The 15,200-nt window shown below is 70.3% G+C and carries 11 protein-coding genes; 8 read left to right on the forward strand and 3 right to left on the reverse strand.

Annotated features, from left to right (window positions below; genetic code table 11):
* On the forward strand, nt 1–2,487 hold a 2,487-nt coding region (locus tag ACWD5F_RS35100; RefSeq protein WP_451260358.1), incomplete at its 5' end, for a discoidin domain-containing protein.
* A gap of 53 nt (nt 2,488–2,540) precedes the next feature.
* Here ACWD5F_RS35100 and ACWD5F_RS35105 read toward each other — a convergent pair.
* The gene (locus tag ACWD5F_RS35105) at nt 2,541–3,428 is read right to left on the reverse strand and encodes a LysR family transcriptional regulator (protein WP_401711475.1); all 888 of its coding nucleotides are present in this window, start codon (nt 3,426–3,428) and stop codon (nt 2,541–2,543) included.
* Nucleotides 3,429–3,547: 119 nt separating this feature from the next.
* Here ACWD5F_RS35105 and ACWD5F_RS35110 point away from each other — a divergent pair, with 119 nt between their 5' ends.
* From ACWD5F_RS35110 to ACWD5F_RS35140, 7 genes are all read left to right on the forward strand, one after another.
* Nucleotides 3,548–4,219 (forward strand): succinate dehydrogenase, encoded by a 672-nt coding sequence (locus ACWD5F_RS35110; protein ID WP_451260677.1) that lies wholly within the window; start codon nt 3,548–3,550, stop codon nt 4,217–4,219.
* 2 nt (nt 4,220–4,221) lie between these two features.
* Entirely contained in the window at nt 4,222–6,171 is a 1,950-nt protein-coding gene (locus ACWD5F_RS35115) for a fumarate reductase/succinate dehydrogenase flavoprotein subunit (protein ID WP_451260359.1), read from the forward strand.
* Nucleotides 6,168–6,917 (forward strand): succinate dehydrogenase/fumarate reductase iron-sulfur subunit, encoded by a 750-nt coding sequence (locus tag ACWD5F_RS35120; RefSeq protein ID WP_401711469.1) that lies wholly within the window; start codon nt 6,168–6,170, stop codon nt 6,915–6,917. Before ACWD5F_RS35115 ends, ACWD5F_RS35120 begins: the two co-directional genes overlap by 4 nt.
* A gap of 122 nt (nt 6,918–7,039) precedes the next feature.
* Nucleotides 7,040–8,065: a hypothetical protein gene (locus ACWD5F_RS35125; RefSeq protein WP_451260360.1), complete on the forward strand. Its 1,026-nt coding sequence runs from the start codon at nt 7,040–7,042 to the stop codon at nt 8,063–8,065.
* Between the two features lie 172 nt (nt 8,066–8,237).
* A complete protein-coding gene (locus ACWD5F_RS35130; protein ID WP_451260361.1) occupies nt 8,238–9,011 on the forward strand; it encodes a GNAT family N-acetyltransferase in 774 nt (257 codons plus the stop codon).
* Nucleotides 9,011–9,937: a lysophospholipid acyltransferase family protein gene (locus ACWD5F_RS35135; protein ID WP_451260362.1), complete on the forward strand. Its 927-nt coding sequence runs from the start codon at nt 9,011–9,013 to the stop codon at nt 9,935–9,937. Before ACWD5F_RS35130 ends, ACWD5F_RS35135 begins: the two co-directional genes overlap by 1 nt.
* Before the next feature lie 119 nt (nt 9,938–10,056).
* On the forward strand, nt 10,057–11,232 hold the full coding sequence (locus tag ACWD5F_RS35140) for an alanine--tRNA ligase-related protein (RefSeq protein WP_451260363.1): 1,176 nt from the start codon (nt 10,057–10,059) through the stop codon (nt 11,230–11,232).
* Here ACWD5F_RS35140 and ACWD5F_RS35145 read toward each other — a convergent pair.
* Both ACWD5F_RS35145 and ACWD5F_RS35150 read right to left on the reverse strand, forming a co-directional pair.
* A complete protein-coding gene (locus ACWD5F_RS35145) occupies nt 11,213–12,556 on the reverse strand; it encodes a jacalin-like lectin (protein WP_451260364.1) in 1,344 nt (447 codons plus the stop codon). The two genes, ACWD5F_RS35140 and ACWD5F_RS35145, sit on opposite strands and share 20 nt — an antisense overlap.
* Before the next feature lie 159 nt (nt 12,557–12,715).
* Entirely contained in the window at nt 12,716–15,061 is a 2,346-nt protein-coding gene (locus ACWD5F_RS35150; protein WP_451260365.1) for an ATP-binding cassette domain-containing protein, read from the reverse strand.
* Between the last annotated feature and the right edge of the window lie 139 nt (nt 15,062–15,200).

A 15,200-nucleotide genomic window follows, 5' to 3' on the forward strand; every position in this document is an offset into this window, starting at 1 on the left:
TATGTCTACTACCAGCCCGAGCAGGGCGAGAACATGAAGACCGCGGACGTGACCGTGCCCGTGATCCAGGATCTGGTCGACCTGAACGGCACCCGTAGCCAGCCGGTCAAGAACGTGTCCTTCGAGGGCCTGACGTTCTCCTACTCGACCTGGCTGGAGCCGAGTTCGGCCGACGGGTTCATCGAGGGTCAGGCCGGTTTCCGGATGGTCGGCAAGGACAACCCGGACTTCGACTCCACGCGCCTGCACTGGAAGAAGACACCCGGCGCGGTCAACGTCAGCCATGGTCAGGGCGTCGAGTTCACCGGCAACACCTTCACCCACCTCGGTGCGGTCGGCCTCAACCTCAACACCGGTACGCAGCACACCGACATCACGGGCAACGTCTTCCGTCAGATCGCCGGGACCGGCATCCAGATCGGCGGGGTCGAGTGGGGTGACGCCCATCCCGATGACCCGAGGGACATCACCAAGGACACGCGGGTCGACAACAACGTCGTCACCCAGGTTGCCGACCAGTACAACGGGTCGCTCGGCATCCTCGCCGGGTACACCGACTCGACGGTGATCACGCACAACAAGGTCTACGACCTGCCCTACTCCGGCATTTCCGTCGGCTGGGGCTGGGGACTGACCGACCAGGGCGGCAACTCGGCCTACCCGAACAACGCCGGCATCCCGGTCTCCGACACCCCCACCATCAGCCGCGACACCGTTGTCACCGACAACGAGATCAGCGACATCATGAAGTCGCAGGCCGACGGCGGAGCGATCTACACGCTCAGCAGCAACCCCGGCGGCACGGTGGCCGGCAACTACATCCATGGGGTCCCGGGCCCCGCCTACGGCGCCGTCTATCACGACGAGGGCAGCCGCCACTGGACCAACACCGGCAACGCGTTCTGTGACGTCTCCTTCCAGTGGTTGCTGATGAACCACGCGGAGGAGAACACGGCCAAGGGCAACTACACGACCCAACCCGCCTTCAGCGTCCAGTACTTGAGCAAGAACAACGACGTCAACGGCAACATCACGGTCGGCGCCTGCGACCAGCTGCCCGCCTCCATCGTGAACAACGCCGGTCTCGAAGCGCCCTACCGGCACCTCGACCCGGGCCCCGTGGTCACCGACCACAAGGCGCCCACCGCCCCCGGCACCCCGACCGCGGTCACGGACTTCCCGACCGTCGCCGACCTCAACTGGACCGCGGCCACGGACGACACCGGCGTCACCGGCTACTCGGTCCGCCAGGACGGCAAGCTGGTCAACGCCTCCGGCAAGACCTCCGTACGCATCTCCGGCCTGACGGCGGGAAAGACGTACACCTTCACCGTCACCGCCCGTGACGCGGCCGGCAACGAGTCCGCGCCGAGCAAGGCCATCAAGGTCACCATGCCGGACGGCACGGACCTGGCCCTGAACAAGCCGGTCACCGCGTCCTCCGACTCGGAGGGCAACGTCCCGTCGAAGGTGAACGACGGTGATCTGAGCACCCGTTGGGCCCAGGGCCTCGGCCTGCCCGACCCGTCCTGGATCCAGGTCGACCTCGGTGCCTCGTACGACGTGAGCGGGGCGATCACCACCTTCGAGTTGAGCAAGGGCTACAAGTACCGCATCCAGGTGTCGCCCGACGAGGTCCACTGGACGACGCTCGCGGATCACACGGCCGACAGCACCACGGCGCAGACCGACTACGCGCACACCGACACCCCGGTCGCGGGCCGCTTCGTCCGGCTCACGGTGACCGGTTCCAGCGGCAACGGCGGCAGCATCTACGACTTCCAGGTCTACGGCACCGCCCGCGCCTCCTCCGACCACAGTGCCCCCACGAGCCCGGGGCAGCCCACCGTCAAGGCGCTGCTGCCCAGCCTGGTGGACGTCAGCTGGCCCGCAGCCACCGACGACACCGGAGTGACCAGTTACGTCGTCTACCAGGACGGCAAGCGCATCGCCGTCACGGACAGGACGACACTGCGGGTCGCGGGTCTCAAGCCGGCGACGGCGTACTCCTTCACCGTCGTGGCCAGGGACGCCGAGCTCAACACCTCCGAGCCCAGCCCGGCGGCGGAGTCGACCACCCCGGCCGACGACGACCTGGCCCTGAACAAGACGGCGACGGCGTCCTCCGACTCGGAGGGCCATGTGCCCGCGAAGGCCGTCGACGGCGACCTGACCACGCGGTGGGCGCAGGGCCTCGGTCTGCCCGACCCGTCCTGGATCCAGGTGGACCTCGGCAAGGACACCAGCGTCTCCGCGGTGGTGACCACCTTCGAGCTGGCGAGCGGCTACAAGTACCGCCTGGAGTACTCGACCGACGGTCAGAGCTGGTCGACGTTGGAGGACCACACCGCCGACAGCACCACCGCCCAGGTCAACTACTCCCTCGCCGACACCCCCGTCACCGCCCGCTACCTCCGCCTGACCGTCACCGGTTCCAACTGGAACGGCGGCAGCATCTACGAACTCCAGGCGTACGGCGGCTTCTGAGCCGTGCGCACGGGCGGGCGCCGGCAGCCGAAGTCGCGGCCGGCGCCCGCCCGTCACCCCTCCAACAGCATCCTCTGAAGCTCCCGTGCCGCCCGAGGCGGAGCCACGTCACTCCGGTGAGCCAACGCGATCGTCCGCGCCAACCCCGGCCGGGCCAGCGGGGTGACCCGCAGTCCCCGCCCCGAGCGGGCAGCGACCATCCGGGGCACCACAGCGACTCCCAACCCCGCCCGCACGAACCCCAGCACCGCGTCCATCTCGCCGCCTTCGACGGAGAAACTCGGCTCGAACCCCGCGGAGCGGCACGCGGCGACGGTCAACTCCCGCAGGTCGTACCCGTGCCGGAACATGACGAGCCGCTCGCCCTCCAGGTCGGAGATCCGCACGGTCCGCCGCCCGGGCCCACCCGGCGCGGGCGCCTCCGGTGAGGACACCACCACCAGGTCCTCCCGCAGCAGCTCCACCGTCGTCAGCGCCGGAGACGGTGTGGGCAGCGGCAGCACGACGAGCGCGAGATCCAGCGCTCCGCGCGCGAGCTCCCGTACGAGGTCGTGCGAGCCGCTCTCCTCGATCAGCAGCCGGATCCCGGGATACCGGTCGTGGAAGGCGCGCAGCACATCCGGCAGCAGGCCCGTGCACAGACTCGGCGTCGCCCCCAGCCGCACCCGTCCGCTGCGCAGCTGCACCAGCTCCTGCACCTCGTGCCGGGCCGTGTCCGCGTCGGCCAGGATGCGGCGGGCCAGCGGCAGCAGCGCCTCGCCGGCGTCGGTGAGCGCGATGTTGCCGCGCGCCCGCAGGAACAGATCCGCCCCCAGCTCCCGCTCCAGCGCTTTGATCTGCTGGGAGAGGGACGGCTGGGCGACGTGGACCAGGTCGGCGGCCCGGGTGAAGTGCCGCGTCTCGGCGACGGCCACAAAGTACTGGAGCTGCTGGAACTGCATCCTCGTACCATAGCCTCTGCCTATCGAATCAAGCCGGACCATGTCTTGGACCGATCGGCGTTCCGGGGCCTAGCGTCGGTGGCATGGCTCTGGCAACGCGGACGGACCGACGGCCGTCGATGGCGCGGACCGTGTGGGACAGCTCCGTCGGCAAGAAGACCGTGATGGCCGTCAGCGGCCTGATCATGCTGCTCTACCTGGTCGTCCACATGATCGGGAACCTGAAGATCTTCTTCGGTTCCGGCGAGTTCAACCACTACGCGCACTGGCTGCGCACCGTGGGCGAGCCCTTCATGCACTACGAGTGGACGCTCTGGCTCATCCGGATCGTCCTGGTCGTCGCCGTGATCGCGCACGCCACCTCCGCCTACCAGCTCAGCCGCCGTGACATCAAGGCGCGACCCAGCAAGTACGTGCACAAGAAGCGGCGGGCGAGCTACGCGACGCGCACCATGCGCTGGGGCGGGATCATCCTCGGCCTGTTCATCGTCTGGCACATCCTCGACCTGACCACCGGGACCGTGCACTCCGGCGGCTTCCAGGAGGGCCACCCGTACCAGAACGTCGTGGACACCTTCTCCACCTGGTACGGCAACGTCATCTACATCGTCGCGATGCTCGCGCTCGGCCTGCACGTACGGCACGGCTTCTGGAGCGCGGCCCAGACCCTCGGCGCCGGCAGCCGCACCCGCGACCGCGCCCTGAAGACCACCGCCAATGCCCTCGCGCTGCTGCTCACGGCCGGCTTCATCGCCGTCCCCGTGGGCGTCATGACCGGAGTGGTGAGCTGAACATGACTTCCTACGTGGACTACGCGACCGGCGAACCCGTCGTCGACACCAAGGCCCCGACCGGGCCCGTCAACGACCGCTGGGACACCCGCCGTTTCGAGGCCAAGCTGGTCAACCCGGCCAACCGCCGCAAGCACACCGTGATCGTCGTCGGCACCGGCCTGGCCGGCGGCTCGGCGGGCGCCACCCTCGCCGAACAGGGCTACCACGTCGTCCAGTTCTGCTACCAGGACTCCCCGCGTCGCGCCCACTCCATCGCCGCGCAGGGCGGCATCAACGCGGCGAAGAACTACCGGAACGACGGCGACTCCATCCACCGGCTCTTCTACGACACCGTCAAGGGCGGCGACTTCAGGGCGCGCGAGTCCAACGTGCACCGCCTGGCGCAGATCTCGGTCGAGATCATCGACCAGTGCGTGGCGCAGGGCGTGCCGTTCGCCCGGGAGTACGGCGGTCTGCTCGACACCCGGTCGTTCGGCGGTGTGCAGGTGTCGCGGACCTTCTACGCCCGTGGCCAGACGGGGCAGCAACTGCTGCTCGGCGCCTATCAGGCGCTCAGTCGGCAGATCGCCGCCGGGAACATCGAGATGCACGCGCGCACCGAGATGCTCGACCTGATCGTCATCGACGGGAAGGCGCGCGGGATCGTCGCCCGCGACCTGATCACCGGGAAGATCGACACGTACTTCGCCGATGCCGTCGTACTGGCGAGCGGCGGTTACGGCAACGTCTTCTACCTGTCGACGAACGCCATGAACTCCAATGCCACCGCCGTCTGGCGGGCGCACCGGCGCGGCGCGCACTTCGCCAACCCCTGCTTCACGCAGATCCATCCGACCTGCATCCCGCGCACCGGCGACCACCAGTCCAAGCTGACGCTGATGAGCGAGTCGCTGCGCAACGACGGCCGGATCTGGGTGCCGAAGGCCAAGGGCGACGAGCGTCCGGCGAACCAGATTCCCGAGGACGAGCGCGACTACTACCTGGAGCGCATCTACCCCTCCTTCGGCAACCTGGTCCCGCGCGACATCGCCTCCCGCGCTGCGAAGAACGTCTGCGACGAAGGCAGGGGAGTCGGCCCCGGCGGACAGGGCGTCTACCTCGACTTCGCCGACGCCGTCCAGCGGATGGGGCGCAAGGCCGTCGAGGAGAAGTACGGCAACCTCTTCGACATGTACGCCCGCATCACCGCCGAGGACCCGTACACGGTCCCGATGCGGATCTACCCGGCCGTGCACTACACGATGGGCGGACTGTGGGTCGACTACGACCTCCAGACCAGTGTCCCCGGCCTGTTCGCGATCGGTGAGGCCAACTTCTCCGACCACGGGGCGAATCGGCTGGGCGCGAGTGCTCTGATGCAGGGCCTGGCCGACGGCTACTTCGTCCTGCCGGCGACCATCAACGACTACCTCGCCCGCAACCCGCACCAGAGTGCGGTCACCGACGAACACCCCGAGGTCCAGGAGGTGTTGGCCGACACCGAGGACCGGCTCAACCTGCTCCTGTCGGTGGACGGCGACCGTACGCCGGACTCCTTCCACCGTGAACTGGGCGAGCTGATGTGGGAGTTCTGCGGCATGGCCCGCAGCGACTCCGGACTGCGCAAGGCACTCGAGCGCATCCCACAGATCCGCGAGGAGTTCTGGCGGCGCATCAAGGTGCCCGGCACCGGCGAGGAGTTCAACCAGTCCCTGGAGAAGGCCAATCGAGTCGTCGACTACCTGGAGCTGGCCGAGCTGATGTGCCTCGACGCGCTGCACCGCGCCGAGTCCTGCGGCGGCCACTTCCGCGAGGAGTCCCAGACCCCGGACGGTGAGGCCGAGCGCCGGGACGAGGAGTTCTCGTACGCGGCCGCCTGGGAGTTCACCGGCACCGGCGAGGCTCCCGTCCTGCACAAGGAAGACCTGGTCTTCGAGTACGTCCACCCCACCCAGCGGAGCTACGCATGAAGCTCACCCTGCGCGTCTGGCGGCAGCGGAACGCCGACGCCGACGGTGCCATGTCCACCTACGAGGTGGACGGCATCTCCTCCGACATGTCCTTCCTGGAGATGCTGGACACGCTCAACGAGGAGCTCATCCTCAAGGGCGAGGACCCGGTCGCCTTCGACCACGACTGCCGTGAGGGCATCTGCGGCGCCTGCTCGCTCGTCATCAACGGCGACGCGCACGGCCCCGAGCGCACCACCACCTGCCAGTTGCACATGCGGTCCTTCGAGGACGGCGACACGATCGACATCGAGCCCTGGCGGGCGTCGGCGTTCCCCGTGATCAAGGACCTGGTGGTGGACCGCTCGGCGTTCGACCGGATCATCCAGGCCGGCGGCTACATCACCGCCCCGACCGGCGCCGCGCCCGAGGCCCACGCGACCCCGGTCCCGAAACCGGACGCCGACTTCGCCTTCGAGCACGCCGAGTGCATCGGCTGCGGGGCGTGCGTGGCCGCGTGTCCCAACGGCGCCGCGATGCTGTTCACTTCCGCCAAGATCAACCATCTCAACGTGCTCCCGCAGGGCGCGCCCGAGCGTGAGACCCGCGTCCTCGACATGGTCGCGCAGATGGACGACGAGGGCTTCGGCGGCTGCACCCTCGCCGGCGAGTGCGCCACGGCCTGCCCCAAGGGCATCCCGCTGGTCTCCATCACCAGCATGAACAAGGAGTGGCTGCGGGCCACGCGCAAGGTCGCCAAGCGCTGATCCGGCGCATCAACTCCCTTACGGGACAAGAACGTTCGCCGACAAGATGCGGACGGGCGGGACCGGGAGTGGTGCTCATCCCCGGTCCCGCCAGGCATCGTGCCGCTCGGTAGGCTGCCCGCATGATCTTCACAGGCAAGGGGAGGACGCGGTTTCTCGATGCCGTGACGGGCTTCGAGGACGCCGTGGGCCGGAGTGACGGCGAGCGCGCGCAGCAGGCGATGCAGGACGTCCGGCAGTACTTCGAGCACGCGCGGGACGACGACCTCGTCCTGATCGGCCCGCGCATGGCCGCGCTGCTGCCGGAGGTGCCGCCCGGACCCCGCGCGCTGGTCGCCGTACTGATCGGCGCCTGTGTCGAACGGGGCGCGGACGCCGTCGCCTGTGCGCCGCAGGTCCTCGACGGTCTCGCCGAAGCCCTCGGCGTCGCCCAGGAGTTCTGCGAGCGCTGGACGGCGACCGGCGGCGGAGACCTCCCCGAGCCCGACCCGGCCGCGCTCACCGAGGCGGCCCTCGAACGGGTCGGACAGGACGCCGCCGTCGGCTGGATCACCCTGCCGCAGTGGGAGATGGCGTCCGTGGCCATGCTCAACCGTCCGGCGGTGCGCACCACACTCCTGCCCGAGACCCGCCTCGCCCTCCTGCGCGCCCTGCACGGCATACAGGAGGCGTCCGGCCACGACTTCAAATGCCTGCACTACGCCCTCCTCGTCCTCGACGACGAACCCCTCCTCGCCCTGCACCGCCCCACCGGCACCGGTTACCTGTTGCGCATGACCGGCATGGGCGACACCTTCCAGCTGCACACCCTCCTCGCCGACGTCCTCATCGGCGGCGGACACGTGCCCGGGCAGGCGCCCTCCGCGCAGGAGGCGGCCGTGTGCCGGGACGCCCCGGGACAGGTGCCGACCACCGGCGCCTTCAACCTCGTGACCCCGGACGGCGAATGGGTGTGGAACGAGGGAACTCCCACCGACATCCCGGTCGTTGACGGCGTGCGGGTGGTGGTCCTCGATCCGCCGCCGTACAAGCGAGGGTGGCCCGCCGGCCGGTTCTTCCCCGGCATGACCGGTGACCTGGTGCTGGAGCGGGTGCTCGACGCCGACGAGGCGCGGGAGTGGCTGGGGCGGTGCGCCCCGCCGAAGTGAACGGCACACCCTGAGGGCCCGGGAGCGGGGACGCCGTTCAACAACCCCACATCCCTGCTCCGGGCACAGGTCACGCGCAGGACGCCCGGCATCGGAAGAACTGTTGCGACCGGAGATACGGAACCGGCCAGCCAGTTCCTCCGCCGAACCCGGCCCGTGATCAGGGAGAGCCATGACCGGCGTTTCCACCCTCGACCGTCCCTCGCAGCCCGCCGCGCCGACCCGCTACACCGTCACGCTCGCCCGTGACGAGGACGATGTGCGTGCCGCGCAGCGGCTGCGGCACGACGTCTTCGCCGGTGAGATGGGCGCCCACCTGTCCAGCCCGCAGCCGGGCCTGGACGTGGACGCCTTCGACGCCTACTGCGACCACCTCCTCGTCCGCGACACGGTCACCGGACAGGTGGTCGGCACCTACCGGCTGCTGCCGCCGGAGCGGGCCGCGGTCGCCGGCCGGCTCTACTCGGAGAGCGAGTTCGACCTCGCCCCCCTCGACTCGATCCGCCCGGGCCTGGTCGAGGTCGGCCGCTCCTGCGTCCACCCCGACCACCGCGACGGCACGGTCATCGGCCTCATCTGGGCCGGCATAGCCCGCTACATGGTCGACCGCGGCCACGAGTGGCTGGCCGGCTGCTGCTCGATCCCGCTCGCCGACGGCGGCGCCCTCGCCGCCGGCACCTGGGACCGGGTCAGCGCCAAGCACCTCGCCCCGGAGGAGTTCCGGGTCAGGCCGCTGCTGCCCTGGAGCGCGGACGGTGTCGCCCGTCCCGCCGGCCGCGTCGAACTCCCGCCGCTGCTGCGCGGATACGTCCGACTCGGTGCCTGGGTGTGCGGCGAGCCCGCCCACGACCCCGACTTCGGCGTCGCCGACCTGTACGTGCTGCTGTCGATGCGCCGGGTCAACCCGCGCTATCTGCGGCACTTCCTCTCGCTCGTCCCGGCCTGATGAGCGTCTGGCTGCCGAGCGCGCCCTGCACCCCCAGGGCGTGCATCGAACCCACCCGGTCCCTCACGGCCGTACCCCTGGCCGTGCTGCGCCTCATGGCGGTCGTCGTGGTGGTGCTCGGCGGGATCATGCTGATGCCGCTCGGCGGGCTGATCCCCGCCGCGGCGGTGCGGCTGTGGTGCCGCTGGATCGTACGGGCCGCGGGGGTGCGGCTCCGGATCACCGGGGCCGCGCCCTCCGGCGGCGGTCTGCTGCTGGTCGCCAACCACATCTCGTGGCTGGACATCCCGCTGATGGCCGCCGTACGCCCGGCCCGGATGCTCGCCAAGGCGGAGATCCGGGGCTGGCCGGTGGCGGGGGTGCTGACCGCAGGGAGCGGTGCCCTGTTCATCGACCGGGACCGGCTGCGCGCGCTCCCCGAGACGGTCGCCCGTATCGCGGGCGCCCTGGGCTCGGGCAGTGCGGTGGCCGTCTTCCCGGAAGGCAGCACCTGGTGCGGGCGCGCGCAGGGTTCGTTCCGGCGGGCCGTCTTCCAGGCCGCGCTCGACGCCGGTGTGCCCGTGCAGCCGGTGCGGCTGCGGTACCGGATCGAGGGCGGCTCGGCGAGCACGGCGCCCGCGTTCATAGGGCAGGACTCGCTGCTGGCGTCGGTGTGGCGGGTGGTGTCGACGCGCGGCCTGGTGGCCGAGGTCGACGTACGGGCCCTCATCGCGCCGGGCAGCCACCCCGACCGCCGGTCGCTGGCCCGGGCCGCGCAGCCGCGGGAGACGACCCAGCCGAACTGGACCCACACCGTGCTCGTGGCCCGGACGGAAATCCCGAGGACGTTCCGACGGAACGCTGTTAGCGTGGAGCGCGTGCAGGACATCAGGCGTACCCACACCGCAGCCGCGCGAGCGACCAGCTCCCCGGCTGCCGACGTCTGACCTCGTCACACTTCCCCGGCGGCCGGAGACGGACCGCCGGGACGACCTTCTCCTGCTCTCCCCGTTGTGCTCGCGCGGTCCTTCCCGGTCTCCACGACCTCAGGTGAAGGAACACCGCCATGGACACCGACCAGACCCTACGGACGTTCACCGACTTCTTCCGCGAGCGCGGGCACGAGACCGTCACGGGCACCTCGCTGCTGCCCCCGCCCGAGGACCCGGTGCTGTTCACGACGTCCGGCATGCACCCCCTCACGCCCTACCTCCAGGGCCGACCTCATCCACAGGGCCGGCGCCTGCTGAACGTCCAGCGCTGCCTGCGCACCACGGACCTCGACGAGGTCGGCGACGCCACACACCTGACCGTCTTCGAGATGCTCGGCTCCTGGTCGCTCGGCGACTACGGGCATCCGCAGAGCCTGAGGTGGGGGTACGAGCTGCTGCGTGACGGCTTCGGCATCCCGGCCGAGCGCCTCTACGCCACCGTGTTCGGCGGCGACGACCAGGTCGGCCCCGACGACGAATCCCTGCGCACCTGGCAGGAGTTGGGCGTCCCGGTGGAGCTCACCGGCGAGGACAACTGGTGGTCCAACGGACCCGTCGGCATCTGCGGCCCCGACTCCGAGATCTTCGTGTGGACCGGCGACGGCCCGCCCCGACGCACCCCCACCACCGACCCGCGCTGGGTCGAGATCTGGAACCACGTCCATCTGCGCCACCACCGCCACGAGGACGGCCGCCTGGAACCCCTGCGCCAGCCCGGCGTCGACACGGGCATGGGCCTGGAACGGCTGCTGACGGTCCTTCAGGGCCGCCGCGACGTCTACGAGATCGACCTGTTCGAGCCGTGGATGCGGACGGTCCCCTCGCTGTGGGACCTGGACGAGCGCTCGACCCGCCTGGTCTGCGACCACCTGCGGTCGAGCATCGTGGTCATCGGCGACGGCGTACGACCCTCCAACACCGGCCGCGGCTACGTACTGCGCCGCCTGATCCGCCGCCTCCTCACCTCCCTCTACCGCGACGACTCCTCGCGTGGACTGGCCGAGCTGCCACGGGAGTTGATCGAGCACACGCTGGACCACTTCCGGCAGACCGAACGCGCCGACCTCGTCCGGGAAGTGCTCCTGGACGAGGAACGGCGGTTCGGCCGACTGCTGGAGCGGGGTCGGCGGGTGCTGTCACGGACGGAGTTCCGCGCCCGGCCGCTGGACGAGGAGGACTACGCCTACCTCCACGACACCTACGGCCTGCCCCGCGAACTGGTCGCCGGGATCAGCGCTGGGTGTAGATGAAGCCGACCTTGTCGACCTCGTCGCCGGTGCGGCCGTGGAAGCCCGCGATCTGCCAGCCCGAGGGCGCGGTGCGGGTCACGCAGTCGGAGGTCGTGGTGCCGCCGGCCAGCGTGCGTCCGAGGTTGGTCGTGAACTTGGCGTAGAAGATGCGAGTGTGATCGTCCTTCACGCCCTGGCACAGGTTGGCGGTCGTGACGTACTCGCCGCTGCCCAGGGTCAGGGAGGACGCCGTCCCGCCCGTGCCGCCGTGGGCGAGCGTGGTGCCGTTGGAGAGCGTGACGTTCAGCTGGTCGACGCGGGATCCGGCGCGCAGGCCGATTGTGGTGGCCCGGGCGGCGGCCGGCACGCTGTTGATGTCCGTGAAGTAGTCGCCGTGCGGTCCGCCGAACTGGTCGCTGAGCTGGAAGGAGGCGTTGCGCGACCAGCTGAAGCCGACGGTGAGGGGGTCGTGGTCGGAGAGCATCAGCCCGTCGTCCGTGAGGAACTTGGAGTGCTCGTTGTTGTACGACGTCGCGTTCAGCGAGACCAGCTTGCTGCCGCGGTAGAGGACCTTGTCGACGACCTCGCAGGTGTTGGGCACGGTGGTCCCGGTCTGGTCGCACACCAGCGCGTCGCTGCCCTTGGCGGGCGGGGTGCCGCCGCGGATCAGCTGCACCCACGGGTCGGTGAGACCGTTGGCGGCGGCGAACTCGGCGATGGTGTCGCCGGCGCGCGTGTAGCGGGTGTTGGTGTCACCCATCACCACGACGGCGTTCCCCGCCGAGTGGCTGCCGATGAAGGCGGTGAGCTGGTTGAGGTTGTCCGCGCGCGAAGCGAGGTCGCCGTCGTTGGTGCCCGCGTTGGTGTGCAGGTTGTAGAAGTCCACGTAGACGCCCTCGGCGAGGCGCTCGCGCATGAAGGTGAAGCCCTTGGGGGTCAGGCAGTCACCCGAGTCCCACTGGCAGGAGTTCCAGCCGACGCGTTCGAAGTCGTCCGTGTCGTAGGAGATCTTGGACAGCGTGTTGAGGCCGCTTCCGATACCGGCCCCGCCGCTGGTGGGGGTGCGGTAGGCGTGTGCCGTGTCGCCGGCGTAGAGGTAGGCGTGGTAGTTGAAGTCCTCCTCGACGTGGACGATGTCGTAGGGAGCGATCCGCTGGCCGATCGCCGTGGTGCTGGACTCACGGGGAGTCGAGGCGCTGGAGAGCGCTTCGGGGAGTCCGGCCACGTTGTAGCTGAGCACGTTGAAGGTGCCCGAGTCGGCGGCCGCCGCGGGCGGGGCGGCCGCGACGGTGAGCCCGCCGACAGCGGCGGCGGCTGCCGCCAGGCAGGCGAGGAGTCTGCGCATGAGCTGGTGTCTCCCGGGGGGAAGTAAGCGGTTGCCATAGGGACATGGCAGAAGTTACCGCCGGTTACCCCGATCTGTCGCGGTCCTGACAGGAGAATCTCGAGCCCGGGTGGTGCGTGGATGTTTGCGGGTGGAGGGCGGGTTAAGGGAGCGGGAACCTCAGGGTTGCCGCTCCCGATCCAGTACCGCCGCCAGATACGGAGCCGTCGCGCTCGCGCCAACTCCCGCCACGTCAGCCGGAGTTCCCGCGGCCACGATCCGACCGCCCGCGTCCCCGCCGCCCGGCCCCAGGTCGATCACCCAGTCCGCGCCCGCCACGACCGACATGTCGTGCTCGACGACGATCACGGTGTGCCCGGCGTCCACGAGTCCGTGCAGCTGGCGCATCAGGACCTCGACGTCGGCCGGGTGGAGACCGGTCGTCGGCTCGTCCAGGAGGTAGAGGGTGTGACCGCGCCGGCCGCGCTGCAACTCGCTCGCCAGCTTGATGCGTTGGGCCTCGCCACCGGACAGCTCCGTGGCCGGTTGGCCCAGATGCAGATAGCCGAGACCCACGTCCAGCAGGGTCTCCAGGCTGCGGGCGACCGACGGGGTGTCCCTGAAGAACTCCGCCGCGCCCTCCACCGTCAGGTCGAGGACCTGCGCGATGTTCCGTCCCCGGTATGTGACGTCGAGCGTCTCGGGGTTGTAGCGGGCCCCGCCGCAGTCCGGGCAGGGGGCGTAGGTGCTCGGCAGGAACAGCAGCTCGACGCTGACGAACCCCTCGCCCTGACAGGTCTCGCAGCGACCGCCGGCCACGTTGAAGGAGAAGCGCCCGACGCCGTAACCGCGTTCGCGGGCCTGGTCGGTGGCCGCGAACTCCTTGCGCACGACGTCGAACAGGCCCGTGTAGGTGGCCAGGTTGGAGCGCGGGGTGCGGCCGATGGGCTTCTGGTCCACGGACACCAGGCGCCGCACGCCGGGCAGTTCCTCGGTGATCTCGCCGATCAGCGTGGACTTCCCGGACCCGGAGACGCCGGTGACCGCGGTGAAGACGCCCAGGGGGAACTCGGCCGTCACTCCGCGCAGGTTGTGCCGGGTCACCGGGCCGACTTTCAACTGACCGCGTGGTGGCCGTACTTGGCGTGCCGGAGCGGGGGAGCGGTCGAAGAGGAAGCGGGCCGTCGCCGACCGGGGCACGGCGGCCAGCTCCGCCGGCGGACCGCTGTGCAGCACCTGCCCGCCGTGCTCGCCGGCCCCCGGGCCCACGTCCACCAGCCAGTCGGCGCCGCGCATCACGTCGAGGTGGTGCTCGACCACGAACACCGAGTTGCCCGCCGCCTTCAGCCGGGCCAGGACCGTCAACAGGGCCGCCGTGTCCGCCGGGTGCAGTCCCGCGGACGGCTCGTCGAGGACGTACACGACACCGAACAGCCCGGAGCGCAGCTGGGTCGCCAGGCGCAGTCGCTGGAGCTCGCCCGCGGAGAGGGTGGGGGCCGGGCGGTCCAGGCTGAGGTAGCCCAGGCCGAGCTCGACGACCGGTGCGATACGGGACTTGAGGTCCTCGGTGAGGACGCGGGCCGCCGGCGAGGAGCCGTCCAGGGTCGCCGCCAGCTCCGCCAGGGGCAGCGCGGCCACCTCGGCGATGGTGCGGCCCGCGTACGTCACCGCCAGGGACTCCGGGCGCAGCCTGCCGCCGCCGCACACCGGGCAGGGTGCGCTGGTCAGGAAGCGTTCCGCGCGGGCGCGCAGGGCCGGGCTCTTGGAGTCGGCGAAGGTTTTCATGACGTACCGGCGGGCGCTCATGTACGTGCCCTGGTACGGGCGTTGGATGCGGTCCGCGTCCCGCACCGGGTGCACGGTGACGACCGGCTGTTCGTCCGTGAAGAGGATCCACTCCCGCTGCTCGGCGGGGAGTTCACGCCAAGGGCGGTCCACGTCGTGGCCGAGCGCGTCGAGGATGTCGCGCAGATTCTTGCCCTGCCAGGCGCCCGGCCAGGCGGCGATCGCGCCCTCGCGGATCGACAGCGACGGGTCGGGCACCAGCGACTGCTCCGTCGTACCGTGCACCCGGCCGAGCCCGTGGCACTCGGAGCAGGCGCCGACGGCCGTGTTCGGGGAGAACGCGTCCGAGTCGAGGCGCTCGGCGCCGGGCGGGTAGGTGCCCGCACGCGAGAACAGCATCCGCAGCGAGTTCGAGAGGTTGGTGACCGTGCCGACGGACGAGCGGGACGTCGGCGACGAGCGGCGCTGCTGGAGCGAGACCGCGGGCGGCAGGCCGGTGATCTCACCGACCTTCGGCGCGCCGACCTGGTGGATGAGACGGCGGGCGTACGGCGCCACCGACTCGAAGTAGCGGCGCTGGGCCTCCGCGTAGATCGTGCCGAACGCGAGCGACGACTTCCCGGAACCGGACACACCTGTGAACACGGTCAACACGTCCCGCGGGATGTCGACGTCCACGCCCTTGAGGTTGTGCTCGCGGGCGCCACGGACGCGGACGTACGGGTCGTGAGGGGTCTGCATGACCCCGCGAGTCTATGCGACCCCGCCCTGTGACGCCCGCTGACCTGCGCGGGTGCGAGGGCCTTGGCCCTGTGCCAGGTTGGAAGGCGCAGCAGGTGCAGCGGCTATGGAGGCCCGATACGGCCCAGCAGACAAGGAT

The sequence above is a fragment of the Streptomyces sp. NPDC002499 genome (assembly GCF_053595415.1).